At 59.1% G+C, this 26,193-nt stretch carries 20 protein-coding genes and 2 pseudogenes; 7 read left to right on the forward strand and 15 right to left on the reverse strand.

Annotated elements, in window-relative coordinates; translation table 11 throughout:
- Positions 1 to 2 precede the first annotated feature (2 nt).
- Entirely contained in the window at positions 3 to 1,571 is a 1,569-nt protein-coding gene (locus AC07UK_RS03570) for a class I adenylate-forming enzyme family protein (protein WP_058697591.1), read from the reverse strand.
- A 463-nt stretch (positions 1,572 to 2,034) separates the two neighbouring features.
- Here AC07UK_RS03570 and AC07UK_RS03575 point away from each other — a divergent pair, with 463 nt between their 5' ends.
- The gene (locus AC07UK_RS03575) at positions 2,035 to 2,712 is read left to right on the forward strand and encodes a GntR family transcriptional regulator (protein ID WP_233528044.1); all 678 of its coding nucleotides are present in this window, start codon (positions 2,035 to 2,037) and stop codon (positions 2,710 to 2,712) included.
- A gap of 525 nt (positions 2,713 to 3,237) precedes the next feature.
- On the opposite strand, the gene AC07UK_RS03580 is transcribed toward AC07UK_RS03575, so the two are convergent.
- From AC07UK_RS03580 to AC07UK_RS03600, 5 genes are all read right to left on the reverse strand, one after another.
- Positions 3,238 to 4,248: an XdhC family protein gene (locus tag AC07UK_RS03580; RefSeq protein ID WP_058697589.1), complete on the reverse strand. Its 1,011-nt coding sequence runs from the start codon at positions 4,246 to 4,248 to the stop codon at positions 3,238 to 3,240.
- A gap of 36 nt (positions 4,249 to 4,284) precedes the next feature.
- Entirely contained in the window at positions 4,285 to 4,869 is a 585-nt protein-coding gene (locus tag AC07UK_RS03585) for an SRPBCC family protein (RefSeq protein ID WP_070940825.1), read from the reverse strand.
- 105 nt (positions 4,870 to 4,974) lie between these two features.
- Positions 4,975 to 7,455 (reverse strand): xanthine dehydrogenase family protein molybdopterin-binding subunit, encoded by a 2,481-nt coding sequence (locus AC07UK_RS03590; protein WP_058697588.1) that lies wholly within the window; start codon positions 7,453 to 7,455, stop codon positions 4,975 to 4,977.
- Positions 7,452 to 7,949, reverse strand: coding sequence for a (2Fe-2S)-binding protein (locus AC07UK_RS03595; protein WP_058697587.1), 498 nt, complete (start codon positions 7,947 to 7,949; stop codon positions 7,452 to 7,454). The genes AC07UK_RS03590 and AC07UK_RS03595 overlap by 4 nt, the downstream gene beginning before the upstream one ends.
- 27 nt (positions 7,950 to 7,976) lie before the next feature.
- The gene (locus tag AC07UK_RS03600; RefSeq protein WP_058697586.1) at positions 7,977 to 8,849 is read right to left on the reverse strand and encodes an FAD binding domain-containing protein; all 873 of its coding nucleotides are present in this window, start codon (positions 8,847 to 8,849) and stop codon (positions 7,977 to 7,979) included.
- A gap of 776 nt (positions 8,850 to 9,625) precedes the next feature.
- Between AC07UK_RS03600 and AC07UK_RS03605 the strand changes: the two genes are divergently transcribed.
- Entirely contained in the window at positions 9,626 to 10,822 is a 1,197-nt protein-coding gene (locus tag AC07UK_RS03605) for a porin (RefSeq protein ID WP_058697585.1), read from the forward strand.
- Positions 10,823 to 10,838: 16 nt separating this feature from the next.
- Here AC07UK_RS03605 and AC07UK_RS03610 read toward each other — a convergent pair.
- Positions 10,839 to 10,934, reverse strand: a pseudogene (locus AC07UK_RS03610) (IS5/IS1182 family transposase); the annotation flags it as partial.
- A 359-nt stretch (positions 10,935 to 11,293) separates the two neighbouring features.
- Positions 11,294 to 11,622, reverse strand: a pseudogene (locus AC07UK_RS03615) (adenylate/guanylate cyclase domain-containing protein); the annotation flags it as partial.
- An 86-nt stretch (positions 11,623 to 11,708) separates the two neighbouring features.
- On the opposite strand from AC07UK_RS03615, the gene AC07UK_RS03620 reads away from it, so the two are divergent.
- The gene (locus tag AC07UK_RS03620) at positions 11,709 to 12,800 is read left to right on the forward strand and encodes an IS630 family transposase (protein ID WP_058697583.1); all 1,092 of its coding nucleotides are present in this window, start codon (positions 11,709 to 11,711) and stop codon (positions 12,798 to 12,800) included.
- Positions 12,801 to 13,064: 264 nt separating this feature from the next.
- Here AC07UK_RS03620 and AC07UK_RS03625 read toward each other — a convergent pair whose 3' ends face one another.
- Positions 13,065 to 13,964, reverse strand: a complete 900-nt coding sequence (locus tag AC07UK_RS03625) for a LysR family transcriptional regulator (protein WP_058697582.1) — start codon at positions 13,962 to 13,964, stop codon at positions 13,065 to 13,067.
- A 96-nt stretch (positions 13,965 to 14,060) separates the two neighbouring features.
- Here AC07UK_RS03625 and glaH point away from each other — a divergent pair, with 96 nt between their 5' ends.
- Positions 14,061 to 14,993 carry a glutarate dioxygenase GlaH gene (gene glaH / locus AC07UK_RS03630; protein ID WP_058697581.1) on the forward strand — a complete coding sequence of 311 codons (933 nt, stop codon included), beginning with the start codon at positions 14,061 to 14,063 and terminating at the stop codon, positions 14,991 to 14,993.
- Between the two features lie 85 nt (positions 14,994 to 15,078).
- Positions 15,079 to 16,314 (forward strand): alpha-hydroxy acid oxidase, encoded by a 1,236-nt coding sequence (locus AC07UK_RS03635; protein WP_058697580.1) that lies wholly within the window; start codon positions 15,079 to 15,081, stop codon positions 16,312 to 16,314.
- Between the two features lie 97 nt (positions 16,315 to 16,411).
- On the opposite strand, the gene AC07UK_RS03640 is transcribed toward AC07UK_RS03635, so the two are convergent.
- The 4 genes from AC07UK_RS03640 to AC07UK_RS03655 form a co-directional block, all read right to left on the reverse strand.
- Complete coding sequence (locus AC07UK_RS03640; protein WP_058697579.1) at positions 16,412 to 17,857, reverse strand: aldehyde dehydrogenase family protein; 1,446 nt, start codon at positions 17,855 to 17,857, stop codon at positions 16,412 to 16,414.
- Positions 17,858 to 17,866: 9 nt separating this feature from the next.
- Positions 17,867 to 19,021, reverse strand: coding sequence for an iron-containing alcohol dehydrogenase (locus AC07UK_RS03645; RefSeq protein WP_116318645.1), 1,155 nt, complete (start codon positions 19,019 to 19,021; stop codon positions 17,867 to 17,869).
- Positions 19,022 to 19,281: 260 nt separating this feature from the next.
- The gene (locus AC07UK_RS03650; RefSeq protein ID WP_199414555.1) at positions 19,282 to 20,988 is read right to left on the reverse strand and encodes a flavin-containing monooxygenase; all 1,707 of its coding nucleotides are present in this window, start codon (positions 20,986 to 20,988) and stop codon (positions 19,282 to 19,284) included.
- Complete coding sequence (locus AC07UK_RS03655; protein ID WP_058697577.1) at positions 20,989 to 21,903, reverse strand: alpha/beta hydrolase; 915 nt, start codon at positions 21,901 to 21,903, stop codon at positions 20,989 to 20,991. It abuts the gene before it with no gap.
- A 373-nt stretch (positions 21,904 to 22,276) separates the two neighbouring features.
- Between AC07UK_RS03655 and AC07UK_RS03660 the strand changes: the two genes are divergently transcribed.
- Together AC07UK_RS03660 and AC07UK_RS03665 are read left to right on the forward strand one after the other, a co-directional pair.
- Positions 22,277 to 22,558 carry a hypothetical protein gene (locus tag AC07UK_RS03660; protein ID WP_147316203.1) on the forward strand — a complete coding sequence of 94 codons (282 nt, stop codon included), beginning with the start codon at positions 22,277 to 22,279 and terminating at the stop codon, positions 22,556 to 22,558.
- A gap of 86 nt (positions 22,559 to 22,644) precedes the next feature.
- The gene (locus AC07UK_RS03665; protein ID WP_058697576.1) at positions 22,645 to 24,606 is read left to right on the forward strand and encodes a sigma-54-dependent Fis family transcriptional regulator; all 1,962 of its coding nucleotides are present in this window, start codon (positions 22,645 to 22,647) and stop codon (positions 24,604 to 24,606) included.
- Positions 24,607 to 25,174: 568 nt separating this feature from the next.
- On the opposite strand, the gene AC07UK_RS03670 is transcribed toward AC07UK_RS03665, so the two are convergent.
- Together AC07UK_RS03670 and AC07UK_RS03675 are read right to left on the reverse strand one after the other, a co-directional pair.
- A complete protein-coding gene (locus tag AC07UK_RS03670) occupies positions 25,175 to 25,861 on the reverse strand; it encodes a gamma-glutamylcyclotransferase (RefSeq protein ID WP_058697575.1) in 687 nt (228 codons plus the stop codon).
- A 71-nt stretch (positions 25,862 to 25,932) separates the two neighbouring features.
- A complete protein-coding gene (locus AC07UK_RS03675) occupies positions 25,933 to 26,160 on the reverse strand; it encodes a hypothetical protein (RefSeq protein ID WP_143010701.1) in 228 nt (75 codons plus the stop codon).
- Between the last annotated feature and the right edge of the window lie 33 nt (positions 26,161 to 26,193).

The raw sequence follows: 26,193 nt of genomic DNA on the forward strand, positions 1-26,193 counted from the left end.
CGTCAATGATTGCCGTCGCGCTCGGCAAACCTTGTTCTTAATAGACGATGTTGAATTTTTCCGGTCGCGGTTCTGGGCATTTCGCCGTCACAGATGAACGAGACGGAGCGCGGCCTCTTGTAGCCCGCGATTCGGTCCTTGCACCAGGCAATCACCTCGTCAGGCGTCAGTGTTTCCCCCACGCGAGGGACCACCACCGCGTGTACCCGCTCCCCCCACTTCTCATCGCTCAAACCGATGACAGCAACGTCTCCGACTTTCGGATGGGCGGCAAGCATGGTCTCGACCTCTGAGGGATAGATGTTTTCCCCGCCAGAGATGATCATGTTGCTCTTACGGTCAACAAGATGAATGTAGCCGTCCTCATCTCTGAATCCGAAATCCCCTACGGTGCAGTATTCCCCACGGAAAGCATCTTGCGTCTTCTCTGGCAGCCCCCAATAGCCGTCGAATAAGTAGGGGTTGCTTGCATAGAGCTCGCCGGGCTGACCATCGGGAACCTCGTTGCCGTCTTGGTCAAGGAAGCGGATTCTCCGGCCTCCCACGCATTCCCTCCCAACAGAGCCGAGCTTCGAAAGCTGCTCATTCGGGTGAAGCATCGTCACCCAACCGGTTTCGGTGGATCCGTACATTTCGTACAAGCCGGAATTCTTGAAGTATTCGAGAATCTCCAGCTTGGTTTCGCGACGAGCTGGAGCTGATGAAATCATCAGCTTTCGGACTCGACTCACATCGTAGTGATTGCGAATCTGCGGCTCCAAACCGAGCATCATGGTGTAGTGCGTCGGCACCAGAGAGGTGAATGTACTCTCGCCTGTCGAGAAGGTTTGTAGCAGGTGCTCGGGATCAAAGCTCTTGCGACTGTAGACCGTACAGGTGGCGCCTGCATAGAGAAAGGCGCCGAAGAAGTACAAGGAGTTAGCGTGGCAGAGTGGCATGACGAGCAAGGCGCCGTCGTCATGGCTGAGCCCCATCTCAGCCAGCGTGGCAAGCGAAAGCGATGCGCTGCCCGCATGGCTTCGGAGCGCACCCTTAGGCTTGCCTGTAGTCCCCGACGTGTACATCAACGTCCAGGGATCATCCGCAGCGAGCAGTGATGCCGGCTCGGTGTCCGCTGCTGCAGCGATCAATGCTTCGTATTGACTAAAGCCGGCTGCTGGTTGACTGCTCCCAAAGACGATGCAGTTCCTTTCAGGCAAGGACAATTCCCTGCGCGCGTCTTCGAACGGCCCGAGCAATTCGGCTTGCACGAGAAATGCTCGCGCATCGCAGTTTTGCGCGATATAGGCAATTTCGGTACCAACTAGACGGAAATTGACCGGCACTGCGATGAGTCCCGCAATCGCCGTTGCGGCATAGATTTCTAACCACTCGATGCTGTTGTATGCGAGGACACAAACGCGATCCCCCTTCTTAAGCCCAAGCCCCAACAGCGCGTTGGCCAGCTTGCGGGACCGCTGATGCCACTGGCGAAACGTCAGACTTCGCTCGAGATCCTGCGCGCCGATCTTATTCGGCGTGCGCTGAGCGTGAAGGGACAGCATTTGGGGAAGACTTGCGATCGTTGCCATTTCATTGCTCCGCTGACGCACCCATCGTGACAAGGACTATTTGGCGTCGCGATCGCTCGGGCAGGTGATCACTTCCGTTATGTGTTTGTCGGACATGGGTCGTTAGACGCCATGCCATAGGACCTGATTGCATTGACTGGTCTCCTTTCAGGTTTCCGCATTAGTCGTTCGACGCACCTGTTAAAACTTGGCCCTACACGGTGCTGATTCCGCGCGTGCGGTCGCGGCTGTTCGCACTGGCGGGGTTCGGCTCTGGGCTGCGGCTTATTGCTGGCTCCAGAATCCGGGGTTCTGGATTCTGGGTTCTGGATCCAAAGAATAGGACAATGCATCGCCCTTGTATTTATGGGTTTACCCTTCTGCCGGAATCGAAATGGCGCTGCACTCACATTCAACGTTTGACGGTTGCTAGTGCGCGATGTACTCTGGATCCAGAGTACAAGGTACAAACTTGGAGGCCAGTGTGATCAAGCTGCAGAAGATTTCTGCCAGACCGGACTATGTGGAGGAGGTGTACAAGACGCTGTTGGATGCCATCAGCGATGGATCCCTCGAGGCCGGAACCCGCCTGAAGCAAGAGGAAATCGCGGAACAGATGCAGGTTTCCCGCTCGCCAGTGCTGAAGGCCCTCCTTCTGCTGAAGAAGGACGGCTTTGTGCAGGACGTCCCCGGTCGAGGTGTAGAGGTTGCGCCCATGGACGCCACCGCTATTTCCAACCTTTACATGATCCGCGGCGCCCTCGACGCGCTTGCCGCCCGCCTTGCCGCCGAGCGCCGCTATGAGATCGATCCCAAGCTCCTCGCGGCTGGACGACGGGTTATCAAGGGCAAGGACGTCAAGGCCATGGTCGATGCGGATATGGCCTTCCATCGGGCGATTTACGACGCATCCGGCAATCCCCTCATTGCAGAGAGCGCCGAGGTCTACTGGGCCCATCTGCGACGCGCAATGGGTGCCGGCTTGCAGTTCGCCACGCAGCGCGAACCGATTTGGGATGAACACGAGGCAATTGCCAAGGCAATTGCAGCAGGTGACAGCGCGCGCGCGGCCGAACTGAGCGAACTCCACACCACCCGCGCGCGGGAATTGGCCGTTCGGCTCAGCCAGTCTCAGGCGGAGCAGCGGTTGGCGATTGCGTAGCCGGACGCCATCGCGCATGGCCCACAGCTTGCCATTTGCTCAGCGGAAAGCGATTTGCGGCGAGCAGTGAAAGACGTTCGCGAAGCGACTCTCATCAAGGTCCCGTCTGCGAACCAGGAAGTTAGCAAGTACATGGGGGGAGCCTGAAGGCGTGATGACAAGCTTCACAGTTGCTGGCGGGCGCACACGTTTCCGCAGCGCCACACCGGGACGAGTAGGGCTTTCCAGTTGCTTAGCATATCCTTGTCATCGTGCTGTCGCGCCCCCCGCCGAAGTGAGATAGCCCTGTTGGTCAGCTTTCGGCTACCCATATTGCCTTCGCCTGTCTACTGAAGGCTCGGCCCTCGGATCTTCCACCCCAATGACACTCGGTTCCATAGTTTGTACAAATTTTCCGAGAGATTCTGCTCGAACATGGCGATGGTTTCGTCATCGCTGGACCATCTCGACGCCAACCAAGTGGTGTTGACGGGGTAATTACGATTCTTCAAGGCACTCCGTCTTGATGTCCGGACACAGTTGGACTCACAGGACCGCACAGGCGTGCGTGTCCGTTCCCGCCTTGCGGGCCATAATGTTCCAGCCGTCAGGCAGTACGATGCCATTCTTTACTGCGGTTAGTTCCGCGACGATCGAGACAGCGATTTCGTGAGGGGTCTTGCTTCCAATGTGAATCCCGATCGGTCCATGCATGCAGCGAGCCTGGTCTTCTGTGACGCCGAACTCAAGCAGGCGCTCACGTCTCATCCGGTTATTTGCGCGCGAGCCGATCGCACCGACATAAAAGGCGTCCGATTGCAACGCCTCCATCAACGCAAGGTCGTCGAGCTTAGGATCATGCGTCAGGGCAATCACCGCTGTCCTACGGTCAGGCCCCATGGCGATGACCGTGTCGTCCGGCATGGTTCTCACCAGCGTCGTTCCCGCCACGTCCCAATCGCCGACGTACTCGTCGCGAGGGTCGCAAACTGTCACCTGGTACTCCAATGCAACCGCCATGCTCGCCAGGAAGCTAGACAATTGCCCTGCGCCGATCAACAAAAGCCGGTACCGTGGGCCGTACACCGTCACGAGGTGCTGCGCATCGAGACTCAGGACATCATCGGGTTGCGCCGGTCGGAAGCAAATCGCACCAGACCTTAAATCGAGCACACGAGCAAACAGTTCGCGACGCTCTACCCGTTCTAGCATTTCTCCGATGCGGGCCAAGTCGCGATGCGATTCAAGTACGAGTTGAATCGTACCGCCGCAGGGCAAACCCATTCGCCGCGCCTCTTCCGCATTAACACCGTAGGTCACGATCTCCGGCGTGTCGAAGGAGAGGAATCTCTTGGAATTCTGATAGATCAGGTCATCCTCAATGCAGCCACCTGACACCGAGCCAGACACACGACCGTCGTCGCGCAGGGCCAGCATTGCCCCGATCGGACGCGGGCTGGAACCCCAGGTCCTGGTGACGGTCGCCAACGTTACTCCATGACCAGCCTCCAACCAGGCCTTAGCGTCTTTCAGTACTTGCAGGTCAATACTGTCCATGTAGGCTCCTTGGCGCCTCGTTCCGGCCGCAGGCCCCTAACGGAGCAACGTGAATGCCGTGGCAGCAGCCGCGCTCAAGCCAATGATCCAAGGAAGCAGGCGGGCGTAGGGGATGCCGCTGCTCGTTCGTGCAATGGGCGCCGCCATGACCTCTTCTGCCGGAGTAGTGACGGCCGGCGCTGCGGCTGCCAACGTCTGCTCGAAGGCAGTAAAGAAATCGTCAGCCATCTTCCTGGCCGCGCTGTCAACCAGCCTGGAGCCAATCTGCGCGAGCTTGCCTCCGATTTGAGCCTTGGCGGTGTATTGAACCCGCGTACCCTGTTCCTCGGCGCACAGCACGACATCAGCGCCACCCTTGGCGAACCCAGCTGCGCCACCCTGCCCTTCAAAAACGAGTGAATACGAGGTCGGCGCGTGTGCGTCGACAATGGTCAACTTGCCCTTGAAGCGAGCGCTGACAGGACCGACCCTCGCTGCCACCACAACTTCAAATGCGTTATCGGAAGTTGCGGAGATACTCTCGCAGCCTGCGATGCAGGACTTGAGGATCTCCGGGTTATTCAATGCATCCCAGACGGCTTGCTGCGGGGCATTTACATGCTGATGGTTCGAAAGTTCCATGGTCAGACAACTCAAACGTTAATGCGATAGGGAGCGGGCCGTGGCTGCGCCCAATCTCCCCGGATCAAACCTCAATCCTGAGGCGCGCGTGGCTGAGCGGCGCAATCAGCCATTTTTGCACTGCGCTTCCCGTACAATCCGGCGAATACGGCTAGGGGTAAGCGGGACCTCGGTCAGTTCCACACCGTACGGTCGCAGCGCATCCTCAACGGCTTGCACCATCACCGGCGGTGCAGCCATGCGTCCGCCCTCGCCGCCACCCTTAATACCGAATTCCGTGTAGGGCGACGGCGTCTCCACGTGACCGACACGCAGATTCAAAGGCACCTCATGCGCAGTTGGCATGTGGTAGTCCGCAAAAGACGCCGTGAGCAACTGGCCATTGCTGTCGTAGTGGAATTGCTCATACAGGGCCGTGCCGATTCCTTGAGCCGCGCCGCCTCGCACATGGCCATCGAGCGTCATGGGGTTAACCACAGTGCCGCAATCGTGTACAGCGACATAGTCAAGGATGGTCACTTTCCCAGTCTGCGGATCAACCTCGACCGCAGCCGCGTGTGCCATATGCCCCATGATCGGGTAGAAGATGCCAAGATGGCTACGATCGGACGCCGGCATGGTTGTCAGCGGATGGTCGTAAACCGAGGTTGTTTCCAGGCCGCTGGAGAATTCTGGCGTATCCGGGAAGTCCAGACGGAAATAGTGGATAGCCGATGCAAGTTCCGCAATCGTCTTGCCCGATCCCGGGATGCCCTTGATGATAACGCGACCGCCGGACAGTTCCAGGTCGTCGCTACTGCATTCCAGCATATGTGCGGCAAACCGGAACATTTTGTTGCGCAGCGTCCTTGATCCCGCCACGACGGCCCCTGCAACCATCACCGTATATCGACTGCCGCCCGGCCCTGTACCGTTGAACCCCGCGTCCGTATCAGCGTAGCTGACCGAGATGTCAGACGGCTCAACGCTGAGCGCCTCCGAAACAATCTGCGTCACCACGGTCTCGGGACTGTTGCCCCAGAATGGCGCGTTCAGCTTGACAAATACCTTACCGGTGGGATCGATCCGCATCGACACCGCCTCGGGCGAACTGGTCAGCGCGAATCCAGGCTGCTCCGGAGGATTCAGCGACCAGAACTCGGTCGAACTGAACACGCTGCGCTCCTGGCAGGTCACCACGCCGATGCCGATGTACTTGCCTTCCTTGCGCGCGGCTTCCTGCCGGGCACGCCATCCCTCATAGTCGAACATCCTGAGCATCTCTTGCATGACCGCCTGGTAGTTGCCGCTGTCATACACATTGCCCGTGGGAATCACGAAGGGAAATTCCTCCGGGCGGATCAGGTTGCGCCGGCGGATCTCGACCGGGTCCAGATTTAGCTCTCGCGCGGCAGCATCCACCATCCGCTCTATCACGAAGTTGGATACTTCCGAACCAAAGCCACGATACGCGCCCTGCTGGCACTTGTTGGTCAGCACTGCGATGATTCTCGCCTGCACACTATTGATACGATAGGGCCCAACGATCTGAGAGAATGCATTGCCGTGTGTCCCATACCCATACTGCAGGTAAGCGCCATAATCATCCATGACTTCATAGCGAAGGGACAGGATAGTGCCATCGCGTTTGACCGCAAGCTCGGCTTCGTAGACACGGTCGGAGCCGTGTCCGTCAGCGTTGGTCATATTGTCGAGGCGGTCCTCGATGAACTTTACCGGCTGACCTGCAATGCGTGCCAGCCCCGCCGTCAGAACAATAACCTTGTGCAGGAACAGCTTCGAGCCGAAGCTGCCACCGGCAAGCGTCGGCACGATATTGAGCTGCGTCGAAGGGACGCCGAGAGAAGCTGCGCAGAGCCACCCGACATAGGTATACATCGACGTGTTGCAGTGGACCGTAAACTTCCCGGTGCCGGGATCGTACTCCGCAACCGCGCCGACAGTCTCCAGTGGCTGCGGCCCCGACCGGTTCCACCGCAGGCGACGCTTGATAACTAGATCGGAGCGAGCGAAGTCGTCGTCAACGGGACCGAACGCAAAGGTACGGTCCATCGCGACATTACTGTCACCCAGGTCCGGGTGGAGAACGGCTTCACCCTTGGCATGCAACGCCGCCTCGAAATCTGCAACGACCGGCAGCTCCTCGAAATCCACATCAATCAGTTCGAGTGCATCCTCCGCGATGTACCGGTCCACCGCAACGACAGCGGCAACCGCTTCGCCGACATGGCGCACCCGGTCGATGGCGATCGCGTGCTGAACGACAGGCGGGCTCGAGAATGTCACCGTCGGTCCAGTCGTTTCCGCAAACTCCTTGCCGGTGACGACGGCGATCACCCCGGGCAACTCGCGCGCACGACTGACGTCGATCGATTTGATACGGGCGTGAGCGAACGGGCTTCGCAGCAACGCAACATGAGCCATGTTCGGCAGCACGATATCGTCGACGTACTTACCGCGACCAGTGAGCAGTCGCGGATCCTCGACTCGCTTCATGCTCTTGCCGATCCAGCGCAAATTCTGACGAGGCGCTTCCGATTGCCGCGACGCCGGGATTTTTACGTCCGGGATATATCGCTCGGTCATGGCTGCACTCCTTGTTGTTGGCGCATGGTTTCGGCTGCCGACATGATGGCATCGACGATCGTCTGATAACCCGTGCATCGGCAGAGGTTGCCCGAGATGGCTTCTGCGACTTCTTCACGCGTGGGATTGGGATTGACACTCAGCAGCTCCTTGGCGGTCATGAGCATCCCCGGCGTGCAAAAGCCACATTGCAGGCCGTGCTTTTCCCAGAACGCCTGTTGCAACGGATGCAACTTCTCGATCGTGCCGAGGCTTTCGACTGTTTCTACAGCCGCCCCTTGCACCTGTACGGCGAACGTCAGGCACGAGCGTACCGTCTTGCCATCAAGCATGACGTTACAGGCGCCGCAGACCCCATGCTCACAGGCGACGTGTGTTCCGGTCAGATGGCATTCATTACGAAGAAAATCGGAAAGCAGCATACGGGTCGGTATGCTCCGCTCATAAGTTTTGCCGTTAACGTTGACGGCAACATCGATCTTGTGGACTGTCATGGCTTCAACTCCAGTGGTGCGTTGCAGTCAGGCATGCCCTTGGGCGCGCTCCGCCGCCCTGGCGAGCGCTCGGGCGGTCAGCGTACGAATCAGGTCGTGGCGGTACTGCCTGTCCGCATGGATGTCTTCGATAAGGTCGAACCCTTCACTAGCAAGCGCAGCGACGCGGTCGAACAACTCCGTTGACGGCGACTGGCCTGTCAGAGCTTGCTCGACCGCAGGCAGACGCCGCGCCCGGTCTGACACACCCGCGTAGGCGACCGACGCTTCCTCGATACGTCCACCGCGAATATCGAGCAGCGCGGCGACTAAAGTCATGGCGAAGTCGCCCTGGCGCGCCGACACTTCCTCAAACGCGTAACCGCGGCGGCTCGCCGGCACCGGGATTTGCACCTCGACCAATATTTCATTCGGTTCAAGTGCCGTGGCATAGATGCCCTGGAAAAAGTCCTCGGCCGCAATGCGGCGTTCGCCGCCAATGCCTCGAACCACCATAGTGGCCCCTACAGAGAGCATGACTGCCGGCATCTCCGAAGCCGGATCGGCGTGGCACAGATTTCCACAAAGGGTGCCGCGGTTCCGAACGGTTCCGTGCGCGACGTAGTGATAGGCTTCGCTCATCAAAGGACAGCATTCCTGGACTAGCGCTGAATCCTTCAGATCGGCGTGCCGCATTAACGCGCCGATACGGAGGATATCGCCGTCGCGACGGTGATAATCCAGTTCGCTCACGCCATTGATGTCAATCAGCACATCGGGCCGGGCCATCCGAAAGTTCATCATCGGCACAAGGCTTTGCCCGCCAGCAATTACCTTGGCGTCCGGGCCGGACTGTGCCAGCAGCCGCAGGGCGTCATCCAGCGTGCCGGGCCGGCGGTATTCAAAGGATGTGGGTTTCATATGTATTTCCAGGTCGTCGACTAGAGGCCAGTTGCAGATGTGGCCCGACGAATACATGAGGTTCCTGCTCTCGCGCCGATGACAGACGGTCACCGTTGCTGCTGCGACGCATGAGCCAACTGAAGGGGCGACCTAGGGACGCCTGACGAAATTAGAGGTGGAAGCGAGCGGCATCGAGGACGGAATGCCGTTCCACGGATGCAAAGGGCGGATGGGCAACATGTTGTCTCCTTTTGTCTTTATCGTTCGATAATTCTTGGTCGAAGCGCACACATTGTCAAGTGATAAATTACGAGAAGAAAGAAAGACAATATTTGATGCAGCTAGGTCCATGCTGGGGCGTGAAGTAAATCGGTTTCCGCCTTCCTGACAGCCCCCTCGCTCTTGCTGCGCTTCCCTAGCAGAGACATCCCTCTTCCATAATTCGAAGCGTGGGACATTTCTGTCTCCCAACCGGACACTTATGTCCGCCGGCTGTCTTCTGGGATTTGCTTAGGCTCACTTCAGAGCTGAGTTCGACAGCATTAATTACGGGATTACCCTCGAAAATTGCACCTAATCCTCCTTGGCACAGAACTTGATCATGCATCACCGCAATCGCAGCGCCGAACACACCAGCTGCGCATTGCTTGCGGCATGGCTCGCACCCCAAAGCCTGGCTCTGGGCGGCTGTGCAACAGAAATATTTACGCCCCTTCGACAAGGTCATCGCGACCGAACCGAACACATCAAAGAACTGGCGTCGCTCTGTCGCACGCCAACACAGGAGACGAAGTATGAGTCGTTGCGCAAAGCATTCTGCCGCCACGGTGTCAGCCCTGCTGGCCCTGGGCGCCACATTCAACGCCAACGCGCAATCTACTGTCACGCTGTATGGCGTGGCAGATATCAACGTCGAGTTTGCCAACCACGTCGGCAGCGTACCGTCGGCATCCAATCAATTCACTTCCGGCACCGGGGATAATGTCTACCGCATGAACTCTGGCGGCGTCGCCGGGTCGCGATGGGGCCTGCGAGGTGTTGAAGCACTGTCTGGTAGCTTGAACTCAGTCTTCGTGCTCGAAAGTGGCTTTGCCATCGATACTGGAGTCGGTGAACAAAGTGGACGGCTTTTCGGACGGCAGGCATACGTCGGACTGCAGGACCAACGCTATGGCCAGCTATCTTTTGGCCGGCAGTACACCTCTGCCTTTGATGCGCTGGCAAACTTCTCACCAATGGCATTTGCTACGCAGTATGATCCGGTTGTTGCACTCACCGGCCCAAACTTCCGGGAAGACAATTTGCTCAAGTATTCCGGCACATTCGGTCCGGTTACGGCGGTTGCGCATTGGTCCTTTGGTTCGGGCGTTGCCTTGCCACAAGTCGTAGCGCCCGGTGTCGCACTAGGCGGCAATGGCGAAGCGCCTGGGCACTTTCGGCGTGATACGGCGTATGGCGCCGGGCTGAACTATTTCGCCGGGCCGCTTGGCCTGGCGATCAGCTACGATCAGCTCAATCCGTCGATGGGTATCACTGGCGGCTCCATTAGCAGCGGTTCCTTCAAGAAAGCAGCTACTGCCGTCAGCTATAGCTTTGGCGCGGCGAAACTCATGGGGGGTTATCGCTGGGGACAAAACAAGGCACCCAATGGGGACACGCTTCAGCGCGACGATCTATACTGGATCGGTGGAACCTTTCAAGTCACACCCGCATTGAGCATTGCGCTCTCATACAACTACCAGAATCTGAAGAGACTCCTGGACAGCACGTCTTCACCGAATCCTTGGCAAGTAGGCTTTCTTTCCAGCTACTCGCTTTCCAAACGGACTGACCTCTATCTCACCAGCGCATTCTCGAAACATGCCGGGCTAATGCTTGACTCGGCCGCGACAGTGTTCGCAAACAGCCTCGCGCTCGGCAACAGCTACGCGCTTGCCACAGGGAAGGACAACATGTTCGGTGCTGCCGTGGGAGTCCGTCACACCTTCTGAGAGCCAGTTTGAAAGTTCAAGGATGGGCGGCTCTGCGCAGTAGAAGTCCGCCCATTGCAATATAGACCATGGCCTCGAATACGCCGGGACGCCGCTCATAGTCCCTGACCAGTGCATGTAGCGCAATGCGATGTTCCGTAAGCAGGGAACTGCCAGCGACCTCCTGCGCCAGGCCGTGCTTGAACGAATACTCTATCTCGGGAAAGGGGGGCAGGTCGTAGATGAACTCGCCCTCCAGGCAGGAGGGCGAGTTCATCTTCCGGCTGCCCGACAACCTGCCGGATCAGGCTCAGAGGGAACCGCTTGCCGATCACCGCAAGCGTCTGCAACAGTGCCCTCTCCGCGATGGAAAGCCGGTCGATGCGGGCGGCAAGCACCCCTTCTTTGTCGGAATATGCAAGCTGGGGAGCGTCTCCTCGATCTGGTAACTTTCGGGCACGCCCACCAGCGCGTTCTCCTCGGGACCAGAGTCCCGAACAGTGCGAGGATCCCGTCGCCCAGGGACTTGGCGACGTAGCCTTCGTAGTGATGCACGGTCTCCATCATGAGGCCACCACGGTCAATGAGATGGCGTGCTTCTTCGGGATCCAAGTCGTGGATCAACGCCGTCGATCCGGCCATGTCGGCAAATAGTGCCGTGATCGTTTTGCATTCGCCCGCGCGCTCCCCCTCGCTTCCAGCGTTGCCTGTTCGGGCAAGGTGCGCTCGGCCAGGTGGGGTGGCGTGTAATGAACCGGGGCAAACTCCGCAAGTGGAGTTGCACTTGGAGGCGCGCCACACTCACTGCAATACTTGGTTATTGGGCTCGACTCTAGTGTCCTGTCCCGTAAATAACTGGCATTAGTCTTGCATACCGTTTCGGCATTCTGGGAACGGAGATATCGAGATGATTACGGGCAGACCGAAGGCCGAATTGGTGTTGAGCGAAGACGAACGCGCGCAGTTGCAGGCGTTCGCGCGCAGCCGGTCGTTGCCTGCTGCGTTGAGCAATCGGGCGCGCATCATCCTCTGCAGCGCCGACGGTGAGCTCAATAGCGCGATCGCCGAGCGGCTGAAGATGGGCAACGCCACGGTCGGCAAATGGCGTGCGCGCTTCATTGCACGCCGAATCGCCTGTCTGTATGACGACGTTCGCCCGGGGGCCCCTCGCACGGTCGACGACGAACGGGTGGCGCAATTGATTCAGACCACCCTGCATACGAAGCCGGCCACTGGCTCGACACACTGGAGCGTGCGTGCTGTCGCGGCCGAGACCGGCATCTCCAAGAGCAGCGTGCAGCGCTACTTCCAACTCTTCGGGCTGCAACCTCATCGTACCGAAGGCTTCAAGCTGTCTACCGACCCGTTCTTTGTCGAGAAGCTGCGCGACGTGGTGGGCTTGTACCTGAGCCCACGTGACAACGCGCTGGTGCTGTGCGTGGATGAGAAAAGCCAGTGCCAGGCACTGGAGCGCACGCAGCCGATGCTGCCCATGGGATTCGGCTACGTCGAGGGCGTCACGCACGACTACAAACGTCATGGCACCACCACGCTGTTTGCGGCGCTGAACATCCTGAATGGAGCCGTGCTGGCGCGATGCAAACCGCGCCATCGCCATCAGGAGTTCCTGTCGTTCCTCCGAGAGATCGACCAGGCCGTGCCCGCCGAGCTGGACATTCACTGCATCGCCGATAACTACGCTACGCACAGCCACCCGAAGATCAAGACCTGGCTGGCAGCGCGTCCGCGTTGGCACATGCATTTCATCCCGACCTACAGTTCCTGGCTCAATCAGGTCGAACGTTTCTTCTCCCTCATTACCGATAAGGCTATCCGCCGCGGCTCGTTCACTAGCGTCAAGCAGTTGGTCCAACGCATCGATCATTTCGTGACCGCTTACAACGCGGACTGCCAGCCGTTTCGCTGGACTGCCACTGCCGACTCGATTCTCGAAAAGTTGCACCGACTTTGCTCACGTATTAGTGGGACAGGACACTAGTTGCCACAGCGTGGACAGACGCATGTCAGCTTGGCGCGGCACTCTTGAATTTTGCCGCAATTGGATTCTCGAACCGACATTTTGTGAAGCACATATCACTCTCCACCACTTCGGCCCGCCTTATAGGCCACTAGACGCCCAATTGATTCCGGTTTCAATCAGTGCTTGGGTGCCCGATCTGCTGCGGCCCGCTGACCTGCTCAAAGAACCGCCCCGCCCTGCGAGAGACAAGCCGAAAAAGCCCGTCACTTGAATACGGCAACGCTATGGCCGAGTTTCACAAGACAATGACTCCTCAACAAAGGCGCGAACTGCAGGGGAAAGCTCTCGCTTCCGGCTAGCGATTGCCAAATCAACAGCATACTCAAAGTCCTGGATGGCTCTGTAACAAACCTCCGGCTGTAGAAAATTCCGCATGGACTCGGGTACGACAGCCACGCCGTACCCAGCCGAAGCCAGGCTAATCGCAGAGATGAAATCCTGAACGCGATAGTCGAGAATCGCCGAAAATCCTCCGGCGGATCCCAACGCCGACAGTACCTCTCCGAAGCCCTCCTCCTCGTCGAACTGCGGCGAAACAAAGGACTGATCTTTCAGGTCACTGGCAACCAATCTTGGCTTCCTCGCCAGCGGATGGCTCTCCGCCATGGCAACGACCACACGTTCACTCTGTATGAGCGTTGCCGTCAAGCCCGCCGGATACTGGCGCCGCAGCCGCACAATGCCGACATCAATCTCGCCGCTATCCAGCGCTTCAAACTGCCGTGGCGTATCCATGGCCACGACCTCAACGCGCACATTTCCATGGGAAACGCGGAAATGGCGCATTAATCGCGTCAGCACACCGCTGCTCACGCCAGAAGCTACATATGCGATTCGGACAATGCCCGCAAGGCCTCGTGCCGCCAGCCGGCCGACCTGATCGGCTCGTTCCAGATGTCGCAACGCCCCCACGGCTTCCGCATGGAACAGACGCCCCGCATCCGTGAGCGTCACCGGTTGCCGTTTGTTCCGATTCAGCAGGCGAACTCCCATGTCCTGCTCCAACCGCTGAATCTGCGCACTCAGGGCGGATTGCGCCACATCGAGGCGATCTGCCGCCTTGGCGAAGTGCAGCTCCTCGACCACGGCAGTGAAGTATCGCAATTGCCGGGCATCGATCATTTGATCTCCATCTCCGAATAAAGATTATGTTCGGGCCGCTGGATGCCGACCAGGAAGCAGGCTGAAATGGAGTCCCGAACTTAGAAGGAGACCCCAATGAACGCACCGCTCGCAGACGCGATTCTCTCCACCCCCGAGCAACCCCTCTTCCATCTGTTGCCCCACGCCGATCACCATCGCCTCATGCATGTCACGGCCGACGAGGCCGCACTTTCCGGCTTTCTTGACGACGCCCGACATGTCGATGTCCAGAATCTCGAGTACGTCCCGTTCATGCGCTACCACCTCGCCAACCTGCTGGTCCAGCGCCTTGGCAACGGCTTCGCGCAAACCTTGATTGACTTGGTCAAGAACCGCCGCCACGGTGGATTCACGATGGGTCTCCAGGGCCTTTCGGATGACTCTGCAGACTTCGTCCGGCTCGGTACGGCCGTGTGCCATATCCTCGGCCCCAGCAATCACGATGCAATGTCCGGGACATACTACGCCCGCTTCATCGTGAAACACACGGACGACAGCGACTCCTACCTGCGCCAGGCCTATCGCCTGTTCACGATGCACACTGACGGGACGTTTGTCAGTGAGGCGACAGACTGGCTGCTGATGATGAAATTTTCCGAAGAAAATGCCATCGGTGGGGAATCGCGTTTCTTGCATCTTGATGATTGGGACGAGATCGAGCAATTCGTCAATCACAAACTTGGGACCAGGCCCTTCCAGTACAAGGCGCCAGGCTCCAAGAATGTCTCCGATAGAGTCGAGCGCCCCATTTTCTTCCAGAGCCAGTTCGGACTGTCGATGTCGTTCATTGATCAGTTCGTCCAGCCCGCCGACCGCGACGAAGCGGCCTTTCTCCATGCGTTGTCGGCCTCCATGGAGGCGTCCGCCGGCACGAAGGAAGTCTCCCTTCCGGTCGGCGACCTCGTCGTGCTGAACAACTATTTCTACCTCCACGGTCGGGCGCCTTTCAAGAAGAATGAGTCGCTGTTCCGTGAACTGATGCGACAACGCGGCACCCTCGCATCATGAGATGGGCTGGCGCTGTTAATCCCGTATTGCGATCGTGTCGATGCGGATGCCGCGCCACTCGAACGAGCAGAATGCAGGAAGACAAATGAAACTCCACGAAGGCACAAGAATTCCGGAGGGGCTGCCTGCCACGCAGCGCCATCTCGCCGCCTATGCGGCGAAGAAACATCTCCCTCCCAAGCTGCAGAAGATCCTTTCCCTGGCCGACTTCGAAGCCGCCGCGCGCAGCCATCTGCCACGGCCGTTGTTCGGCTACATTTCCGGCGCCGCCGAGGACGGCATATCCCTCAATGCCAATCGAAACGCATTCGAGCAGCTTAGATTTCTCCCCAAGGTCTTGATCGACGTATCCCATCGATCGCAAGACACCGCCATATTTGGCAAGACCTACGCATCTCCATTCGGCATTGCACCGGTGGGCATCAGCGCCATCTCGGCATATCGGGGCGACATCGCGCTGGCGCAGGCGGCGCAGGAGGAGAACATTCCGGCGATCATGAGTGGCTCGTCCCTGATTCCGATGGAAGCCGTCCATGCCGCTGCCCCCGGCACATGGTTTCAGGCCTATCTTCCCGGTGATACCTCGCGCATCGACGCGTTGATAGACAGAGTCGGCGCAGCAGGCTTCTCGACGCTCGTCATTACCGTCGACATCCCGGTATGGGCGAACCGCGAGAACAACGTACGGACGGGGTTCTCGTTGCCGTTGCGCCCCTCCCTCCGACTCGCAATGGACGGACTGGCCCACCCCCGCTGGCTCGCTGGAACCTTCTTGCGAACCCTCATCGCTCATGGCATGCCCCATTTCGAGAACTCCTTCGCGACCCGCGGCGCGCCCATGCTCTCGGCTTCGGCAATACGTGACACGACTGGCCGGGACCACCTGTCCTGGGCGGACATTGCGCGGATCCGCCAGCGCTGGACCGGAAACCTGGTCATCAAAGGCATTCTTCATGCTGACGATGCCAGGCACGCCGTTTCGCTTGGTGCGGATGGCATCATCGTCTCGAACCACGGTGGACGCCAACTGGATGGCGCAGTCGAACCCCTGCACGTACTGCCGCATATCTGCGATGCGGTCGGAGACCAGACGGTCGTGATGATGGACAGTGGCATCCGGCGAGGTGGCGATGTCCTCAAGGCGCTGGCGCTGGGCGCTCGCTTCGTCTTCCTGGGTCGACCATTCATGTATGCAGCGGTTGTCGGTGGCATACATGGTGTAAGACATGCTATCAGCCTGCTCAGGGAGGAAGTCGATAGGAACATGGCTATGCTCGGCACGCCAACGATTGCGCAGGTTCATCGCGACGTGCTTGCCTGAGCCTAACATGGGGTCGCGCAGACCGCGTGGCCCTTCGTACGCTACTCGATGCGTAGTGAGGCGGCCGGCTTGAACCGCCGACCGCCCCGCGCCACCATCACGACAGCGTGTAGGCCGTCTTGACCGCAGTGTAGAACTCGCGCGCATAAGTACCCTGCTCGCGTGCCCCGTAGCTGGATCCTTTGCGACCCCCGAAAGGCGAGTGGTAGTCGACCCCGGCAGTCGGAACGTTGACCATCACCATTCCTGCGACCGAGCGCCGTTTGAAGTCAGTCGCATACTTCAGGGAGTTTGTGCAGATGCCGGACGACAGCCCAAAGTCGGTGTCATTGGCCACGGCCAAAGCTTCCTCATAGTCTTTGACTCGAATCACCGTCGCAACAGGGCCAAAGATTTCCTCGCGATTGACACGCATATCATTGCGTGTCTCCGTGATCAGTGCCGGAGAAAGATAGAAGCCTGGGGTGTCGCGCTCAAGACGTTCGCCACCAGAAACCAGGCGCCCGCCCTCCGAAACTCCCAGGTCGATGTATTGGCAGTCCTGTTCAAGCTGATCCTGCGACGCCACCGGCCCGATATCGGTCCCGTCTTTCAACGCATGGCCGATGCGAAGTTCGGACATGCGCCTTGTCATCGCCGCCACGAAGGCATCGTGGATACCCTCCTGCACCACGAGGCGGCTGGACCCTGTGCAGCGCTGCCCGGTCGAGTAGAACGACCCCTGAATGGCGACGGAGACCGCAACGTCCAGGTTGGCATCATCGAGAATCACCAGCGGGTTCTTGCCGCCCATTTCCATTTGCACCTTTGCGCCACGCTGAACACACGTGACTCCGAGGTGCCGGCCCGTATCGACCGAGCCCGTGAAGCTGACGGCCCTGACCTTTCGCGAAGCTGCGATGGCCTGACCAACACTGGAACCAGGTCCCATGACCAGATTGAAAACGCCCGCGGGCAGTTTTCCTGCGCGGACGATAATTTCCGCCAACGCCCAGGCGCTTCCGGGCACCAGATCGGCGGGCTTGAATACGACGGTGTTGCCGTAGGCCAGCGCGGGAGCAATTTTCCAGGCCGGAATAGCAAGCGGGAAGTTCCAGGGTGTAATGATCCCCACAACGCCCTCGGGTTCGCGCGTCACTTCGACGTCGACACACGGGCGAATGACCGGCAGTTTTTCTCCGCTGACGCGCAACGCTTCGCCTGCAAAGAACTTGAAGATGCGACCAGCACGCACTGCTTCGGCAACGCCTTCGCCACGGGTCTTTCCCTCCTCGCGCGACAATAGTTCCCCCAACGCTTCGCACCGAGCCAGGAGCTCCGTGCCAACTCGATCGAGCGCATCGGCTCTTTGCTCTGCCGTCCACCTTTCCCAAACGCCTCGGACGTCAAAGGCGGCGTCAATGGCTTGCTCGGCTTGCTTGGCGTCGGCGCGGGTGTAGGCACCAATTACGTCGTCGGTATCAGAGGGGTTGATGTTCTGGCCGGTTCTCGGGCCTTCGACCCACTCGCCGCCGATGTAGTTTCTGTGAATGGATGTCGTCATATCAGTGATTCAGTAGGCTGCCTCGTACAGGGCCAGCGCCTGGTCGTATTCGATCTCGCGGGGATTGTGGACCAGTAGGCGCCGAATATTCATCACGTCCCGGGCCAGCATCGGGATGTCCTCCCCCCTTACCTTCACCTCGCGCAGGCTGTGCGCATACGGCATGTCGGAGACCAGTTTGCAGATGGCGTCGACAAAGTTTCTCGCAGCGTAGGTGTCGGTGGTCGATTCGAGTTCCGGCAGCAATGCGCGTCCCATCCGCGCGTAGATGGCGCTTGCCGATTCGAGATTGAATCGCAGCACATGGGGCAGCATTAGCGAGTTGGAGAGCCCGTGCGGCACGTGGTAGTGAACCCCGAGCGGATAAGCTAGTGCATGGACGGCACCGACGGAGGAATTGGCGAAGGCCATGCCGGCAAAAAGGGAGCCGAGCAACATTTGTTCCCGAACATCGAGGTTCTTGCCGTCGTGGATCGCCAGCGGAAGATTGCGGTAGAGCATCTTCAACGCCTCTATCGCCAGCGCATCCGACAACGGGTTCTTCTTCAGATGCGTGGTGAGGGTCTCGATGGCATGAACCATGGCATCCACGCCGGTCATGGCCGTCACCGCCGGTGGCAAGCCGACGGTCAATTCGCAATCGAGCAGCGCGAGATCCGGCAGGAGCAGCCCTGCGACAATCGGCTTCTTCTCATGCGTGGGTGTAGTCACCACGGAAATCGGCGTAACTTCGGAACCAGTGCCCGCCGTGGTCGGGATCTGGATCAGCGGCAGCCGGGGCCCGCGCGCCAGACCCACACCGTAGATCTCGTCCATCGCCTGAGGGGTACGGGCGAGCAAGGCCACCAGCTTGGCCGTATCGAGCGAACTGCCCCCACCGAAGCCGATCACGCCATCGGCGCCGGCCTGCCTCGCGCTGTCGGCGGCATTAATGATGGTGGCCTCTGGCGGATCGGCCAGCACATCAGCGTATACCGTGACCTCCACTGACGCGTCTCGTAGTGCCTCGATAGCCGATGTCGTCAGACCGGCCTTATGTAGTCCGCCGTCCGTGACCAGGAAGGCGTGCCGCATTCCGTGTTCGCGGGCCAATGTGCCAAGATGACGGATTGCGCCGCGCTGACACGTAATCTTTGGGGTGGTGTGGAAATCAAATTGACTCATGTTTGGGTTTCTCCTCGGCATCTCAGTGGACCCTCAACGGCTTCGGTAAGCCAACATGCGCCCGCCATGTTCTGCGTCAAGCGCCGCATGCGAAGGCGGCATTCCGACTGGCGCAATGCATGGTGAGATGCGACCGCAGGGTGATGTGCCACGTGAATGCGGTGCCGTCTGATCAAGACCAGACAGCACCGCCCGCGGGGCAAAGCGGATTGACCTGGCGCTGCTCACGCCAGGCAGACTTGCCGACTTACCTGGCCGGCTCAGCTCGACAGCACAAAGCCTTCATAGCCGTTCCGGGCGTTCTCTTCGCACTTCTCCAGATACAAAGGCAGGCCACCCGGGTAGTTGAGCATCTCGCGCTTCTTGCCAGGAATGTTGGCGCCCATGTACCACGAGTCGGTCTGGACGAACAGCGACTTGGATGCCACGTCATTCACGTGCTCGGCCCAGGATTCGTCGGCTTCCGTCGTCGACTCGATGCGCTGGTATCCGTTGTCCCGCAGGTGCTCGAGACACTGAATGACCACATCGCCCTGTATTTCGGCAGCGGTCGGCCCGTTCAGGAAGCCTGTGGGAGCATGGGGGCCATACACGAAAAGCAGGTTCGGGAAACCAGCGGTTGCCAGGCCCAGGTTAGCGCGAATGCCGTCTTTCCAGCGATCATTGAGCGTCGAACCATCGGTGCCGCGAATATCGATGCTCAGGATGCCGCCGGTGACCGCATCGAAGCCGGTGCCGAGGACAAGAATATCGAGCTCGTGCTCCGCCCCGTCGTTCATGACCACCGCCGTCGGTGTGACGTGGTGGATGGGGTTCTCGCGAATGTCCACCAGTGTGACGTTAGTCTGGTTGAAGACCTCGTAGTAGCCGTTTTCCAGGCACGGCCGCTTGGTGCCAAATGGATAGGGTGCGGTGTCGGGAGCCATCTTACTGGCGATTTCCGGGTCGTTGATGCGCGCACGCGTCTTGTCCCGCCAGAAGGCGTACGCCGTGTCGTTGGCCTCCTTGTTTGACAGCACGTCGTTGAACGTCGCCAACCATGGGTGGAATCCCGCTTTCGCCCAGACCGCCTCATAGGTTGCCTGACGCTCCTCCGGCGACACTTCCATGGCGCCTACAGGCAGGAAGTCCATATCGAATCCGGCGAATGTCCGTCGACGCAAGGCATATCGTTCGGGATAGGCTTCCTTCATCCTCGCTTGCATCTCGGAATTGGTTTGGCGAGGCCCCATCGGCAATGCCATGTTCATGGTGCGCTGGAAGACGGTCAGGTGGGATGCTGTCTTGGCCGCCTCCTGAATAACCTGCACCGCACTAGCACCGGTACCGATGACACCCACGCGCTTGCCCTTGAAGTCCAGCCCCTCCTGCGGCCAGACGCCGGTATGCGGCTTCGGACCGGAAAAGGACTCCAGACCATCGATCTTCGGAATATACGGCTTCGCGGCAAAGCCCGTGCACAGGATCACATAGCGGCCCTGGAACTGCTCGCCGCCGGTCGTCTCCAGCGTCCACTGCTTCTTTGCCTCATCAAAGTTTGCAGATGCCACGCGCGCGTTGAATTGCATGTCCTTGCGCACATGCCATTTGGAATCGACATAGTGGAAGTACTCGCGCAGCTCTTCCCAACCCGGGAAGAGTTCCTTCCAGGTCCAGTCCTTCCACAGGGTCTCATCGGAAAATTCGTAGATCGGGACCTGAGTGTCCACCCGGGCGCCCGGGTAGCAGTTCCAGTACCAGATCCCACCGATGTCCGGCGCGGCTTCAAGCAGGCGCACCTTGAAGCCGCGCTTGCGAAGGTTGTAGAGCTGGTAGACGCCCGAGAAGCCTGCGCCCACGATCAGGACGTCATAGTGGTCGCCCGCTGCATGACTGGCGGAAGGAGTCGTTGCTGAGGAAATAGCGCTGTTCATGATGAAATCTTCGTATAAGGCGATTGTCGAAAGTTCGTGGTTGGCGTTATCCATTCATGCCAATCCGATGCGGGGGCGCACCCACTGCGCCATCCTCTGGATGACGTCATCCGCTTCGGGCGCCACGCCGGCCAGGAACTGGAAGACGTGCTGCATATCGTCGTAGCAATCGAACTTCACCTCGACACCGGCCTGCTTTGCCTTCTCGACGATGCGAATGCTGTCATCGAGCAGCGTCTCCGCATTACCCACCGTCAGGTAGATCGGGGGATATCCGCTGTAGTCGGTGTAGAGCGGGTTCGCCAACGGGTCGTAGCGGTCTCCCTCCGGACCGATGAACAGCGGCCCCAGAAACTCCGTGGTGTCCTTCGACACAAAGGCATCCCGATGTGCGTTGGTCTCGTAGGTTTTCCCGGAGATATCCCAGCCCGCCCACGGCGAAATCGGCATGGTGGCCGCCGGCAGCGGAAGATCGCGCGCACGTGCTGACGCAATGGTTGTCAACGCAAGTGCGCCGCCTGCCGAATCCCCCACCAATGCAATATGCCGGGGCTTCAGGCCCTGATCCTTCAGGAGCCATTCATAAGCTGTCGTCATGTCATTGACCGGACCCGGGTGCGGATTCTCCGGAGCCCGGCCATAGTCGACAATCAGCGCCCGGCAGCCTACGGCCTTGGCAATGTGGGCGAACATCTTCCTGTGCGTGTACATCGATCCGACGACATAGCCACCTCCGTGCGAGCAGAGCAGTGCGCGGTCCGGATCGCACCCTTTGGGAATGGCCCACATTGCCGGCACGCCTGCGGCATTGACTTCGATGTAGTCGACACCACCAGGTTCGGCGGTGACATCGCCCCAATGGGAGAACAGTTGTCGCACTTCTTCCAGCGACATGTCGGGCTTCTCGCTCATTGTCTTGACCCAACCTGCATACAAGGTCTTGAGCGCTTCAGATTCAACGCTAGCCATACGTCTCCTTTCAGTCTTGTGAGTAGTAGTCAGTTCCCTTTGCATCGGGTCGGCGCGTCGCGAACCGCCGCCCCCAGATGCATTGGTGTTACCTGTAGATGCGACATCACGGGCAAACCTCATAGATCAAGTTCTGTGCCACCCGGTTTTGGCACAGAAAGCAAGGGTTTTCCCTGTGAAAATGCGCTGATTTCAAGTGGACGTGCCGCATCTGTCCGAGGCCGGTCGGACAAAAATGTCTCGCGAGTCTTGGGACAGGACACGCCGGCTTTGGAGCGAGTGGACTTGCTAGCGGCATGGCTGGCGCACGACCGCAGGTTGCAGGCCTCATCGCAGTGGATCGTGTGGACGCCCGCCTGGAAACGAGAAGTCGATGGGTGCCGATTTCGTGCTGGATCCGACGAAACGCAATGTGGTGCGCGACGTCATGGAGCCGAAGCAAGGCGCTGGCCCGGTCGTCGTGCCCGGGCGGCTAGGAGCGCATGTGCCGAATGCGCAATGTCGTTTTCAGCCAGCGCATCTGGCTTCCTTGCCTCGTCACGCACAAGTACTCGCTGGACGATGTGGTGGTGCACACGAGTTTGCCCGCAGCTTCACCCGGCTGCGACAAAGCCTGGCGAATCGTCCCCCTTTCTTCCCAAACGGAGTTGTGTAATGATCTAAAGATAAAGAAAAGGCTGCCTGGAAAGGCCCGGTAACTGGTCTCGCACTTCAGACTGTGCAGCCAGAAGGAGACAAGCGGTGACTTCAAACCAAAGCCCCTACTTCGGCTTCGACAAAGATGCCCGTGGCGTGCGAAGCCTGTGGGAACGCTTCAATGCAGGGCTGATCGATATCAGCGACCGGCGGCCGCCCTACCAGCAGTTTCTGCTCAACGAATGGCAACGCTGCACCACGCTCGGCGTCGACGTTGCGTTAACGGTAGCCCAGCGACTCAACGAGGAAGAGTTCCGGCAGCGTCTCCAGTCGGGCCAGCGCCTGCTGAACGCCTCTGTGCCAGTCATCCAGGATGTAGGGCATTTTCTCGATGAGATTCCCGGCCTGATCATCCTTACTGAAGCCACGGGATGTGTCCTGCATATCACGGGCGCTCCCAGGATCCGCGAACAGGCTGCCACTCGCTCGGGCATTGTGGAGGGCTCCAAATGGAACGAGGCTTCCGCAGGCACGAACGGAATGGGCACCGCGCTTGCCACGGGGCAGCCAGTCCATGTCTTTGCCACGGAACATTTTTGCGAAGGCTGGCATTCGTGGTCGTGCGCCGCGGCGCCGATATTCGACATTGACGGGCGCACCGTCCTTGGTGTCGTTGACTTCACTATTGAAGAATCCGCCTTCCGCGACCAGGCATTGGCATTGACTGTGTCGATGGCCAACTCGATTCAAGCGCGCATGGTCATGTACAGGGAACTGGAGCGTAGCCGGCTGATCTCAGCGTTCGGCGAAACGGCGCGCCGCTACCCTCACGACGAAATGTTAGCGCTGGATCACGTCGGACGCGTGGTTGCTCACTCGCCAACCGATCGCTGCAGCAAGATCGTCGCAGCCTGGGGGGCGGGATCGCTGCAGGTCACGCCGGTCAGGCAAACGATCGACGTTTCTTCGCCTGAATCCGGCGAGAGAATTGGCGCGATTATCCTGCTGGCCAGCGAGCCGCAAATCCGCTTGCCTACTTCCGAACGCGCGCCCTTTCCGCAAAGCGATGCGGATCCCGTCAGGCGGTTCGGCCAGTTCCTGACCCGCGACCCGGAAACCCGGCGCATGCTGGACGAACTCCAGCGCGTGGCAACGACGGACGTCAATGTGCTGATCATTGGCGAAACCGGCACCGGCAAGGAATTGCTGGCGAGACATCTGCACGCGTGCAGTCACCGCTCCAATGAGCCCTATCTGCCAGTCAATTGCGGCGCCATCAGCGCGGAGTTGATGGAAAGTACGTTTTTTGGCTACGTGAGAGGCGCGTTTTCCGGCGCCGATCCACGCGGCCGCGCCGGATACTTCGAATCAGCGAGGGGTGGCACCCTGTTTCTTGATGAGGTCGGCGAACTGCCGCTGGCAATGCAGGCCGGCCTGCTTCGGGTATTGGAAGATGGCTCGTACCAACGGGTCGGTTCGTGCGAATCGCAGCGCGCACAGTGTCGGATCATCGCGGCTACCCACCGGAATCTGGAGCAGTTGGTCGCCGAGGGACAATTCCGCCAGGACCTCTACTTTCGCCTGAAGATCGTGCAGAAGACCGTCAAGCCACTGAGGGCGCGCCCTTGCGATATCCCCCCTTTGATCGAACAGTTTGTCGGCGCCATGCGCGAGAAGCACAGGATCGCTGCCGTCGACATCACGCCAGAAGCCCGCGCGGCACTCGAACGCTACACTTGGCCAGGCAACGCCCGCGAGGTGCGCAATGTCATCGAGGCGGCGCTGCTGTGTTCTGAAGGGCCCATCGATATTTCCTGCCTGCCGCCTGAAGTCACGCAACCACCTCAGCAAACCGAGAGGCTAGAAGCCGGCCCGAAACCGCCACCAACGGACAACCTGTCTTCCATGCAGGATTATGAGCGTCAACTGATCATCGGGATGCTGCGCAAGTACCGGAAGGCCAACTACGCTGCCAAGGCGCTCGGCATCGCACGTTCCACGCTCTACCGAAAATTCGCCGAGCTCAATATCGATCCGGGTCAGTACACGTCGGGCCAGGACGATTAATTCGTACTGCATGCGTCCATATCACCCCAAGGTCAGGCTTGCAGACCGTTGAGACGCATCTTCCTTTCCCCTCGCCAAGCCAACTCGCGCGGCACATCTTCGCGTGATTGCGGCGTGCACCCCTTTCCCTTAAAGCTGTTCGGCTCTCTCACGCAGGCTCGCCTGTCACGGAAGACATTCGAAGGACAGCGGGGTCTCATCGATCGGTCGGATTTGTCCGGCGCATCTCGCCCGGACAGGGTGCAAGCCTGCTTCAACACAGCAATTAGACCCAATTTCCCCGGGAATACCTGCAAGCACCGTCTCAAGCGACGACGGCACGGAACTTGATCATGAATGCCGGCAATCAAGGCGCTGGTGCATCACCACCATGGATTGCACAGGGCTCGATCTGAAACACCAGCCTCACGTTCGGATCCGCTGACCACCATGTCAAGCCGCTTGCAACCCGGGAGGCGTCCACATACGCACTTCCGTAATGCGTGCGTATGACAAACTGGCTTAATCGGCAGACTATCGCACGGATGTCCTCTGGCTTGCCAAGCCAATGCCGGTGACCATGCCCTGGTTAGCTTTTCGGTGAAGAGGAACCGCCCGAAGTCCGGTGTACACGAACCGCCTCGGCAAGACTTTTAACGTAGTCGTCGGAAATGTCGTGCTCAACTAGGGATTCGTCGAGCTGCAGCAAATAGTCGCGATTGCTTCCAAGATGCCCATTTGCGGTCGCAATCATCGGAGCGGTTGTCGCGATCGACGAATCATCCTCGTACAAGGCGTGCGCCGTATCGGCGACAAACGTGATAGCGCTCACGGTCTTGCCATCGGCCAGCTTGACCTCCCCCCACGTCGGCTGATAAACACCGCCCACCATTTCTCGCACCCACACCATCATGAGTTCGTGAACCAATTCATCCTCTCTCAGCCTGAACGCCACACCAACCGACTCTCCGGCCAGCTCGAGCCCCAGCATGCGACCAGGGTGCGTGCTGGTTCCGCGTGCCGTGACGAGGCGAATGCAGAAGCTACGGTGCCAGCCATGCAGCGTCGCCCGTTGCTTCTCGGCAAAGTGGAATAGTGGATTCCAGATCAGCGAGCCGTATGCGAACACCCAGACCGGTTCCTCAGGTTGCGGACGTCGCGCCAGGGTTTCGCGCATTGAGGTTTCGATGCGCTCCCGGGACCAGCGGAATTGCTCCGGCAGATCCTGAAACGATTCCAGGTAAGCACCTGTGCTAATCAGCTCTCTTGTCAGCATGATTGGATTCCTGCCCAAGTCTGCACTGAATCACGCCATTCAATGCAGACGAAGGAGGCAAGTATTAACCGTTACGCCACTCGATTGCGCTCGTGTTCGCCTGTTCTCTTTGGCGGCTCCGAAGGCCCTGTTCGGTCCATTCCGGCAATCATTGTCGTTGAATTCATGGATGGCAGACTGCCGACGGCGGCCACTTCAATGCGCTCTAAAACCACAACACTAAAATTGGCAATTGCGAGTGCGCCAACTACAGCGAGAACAGCGGTCTTTGAAAATTTCTTCAGGTTGCTAAAATTCATGATCATTAATCTCGATTGCTCCCGGTACCAGGT

The organism is Cupriavidus sp. GW821-FHT07C08, assembly GCF_059419025.1.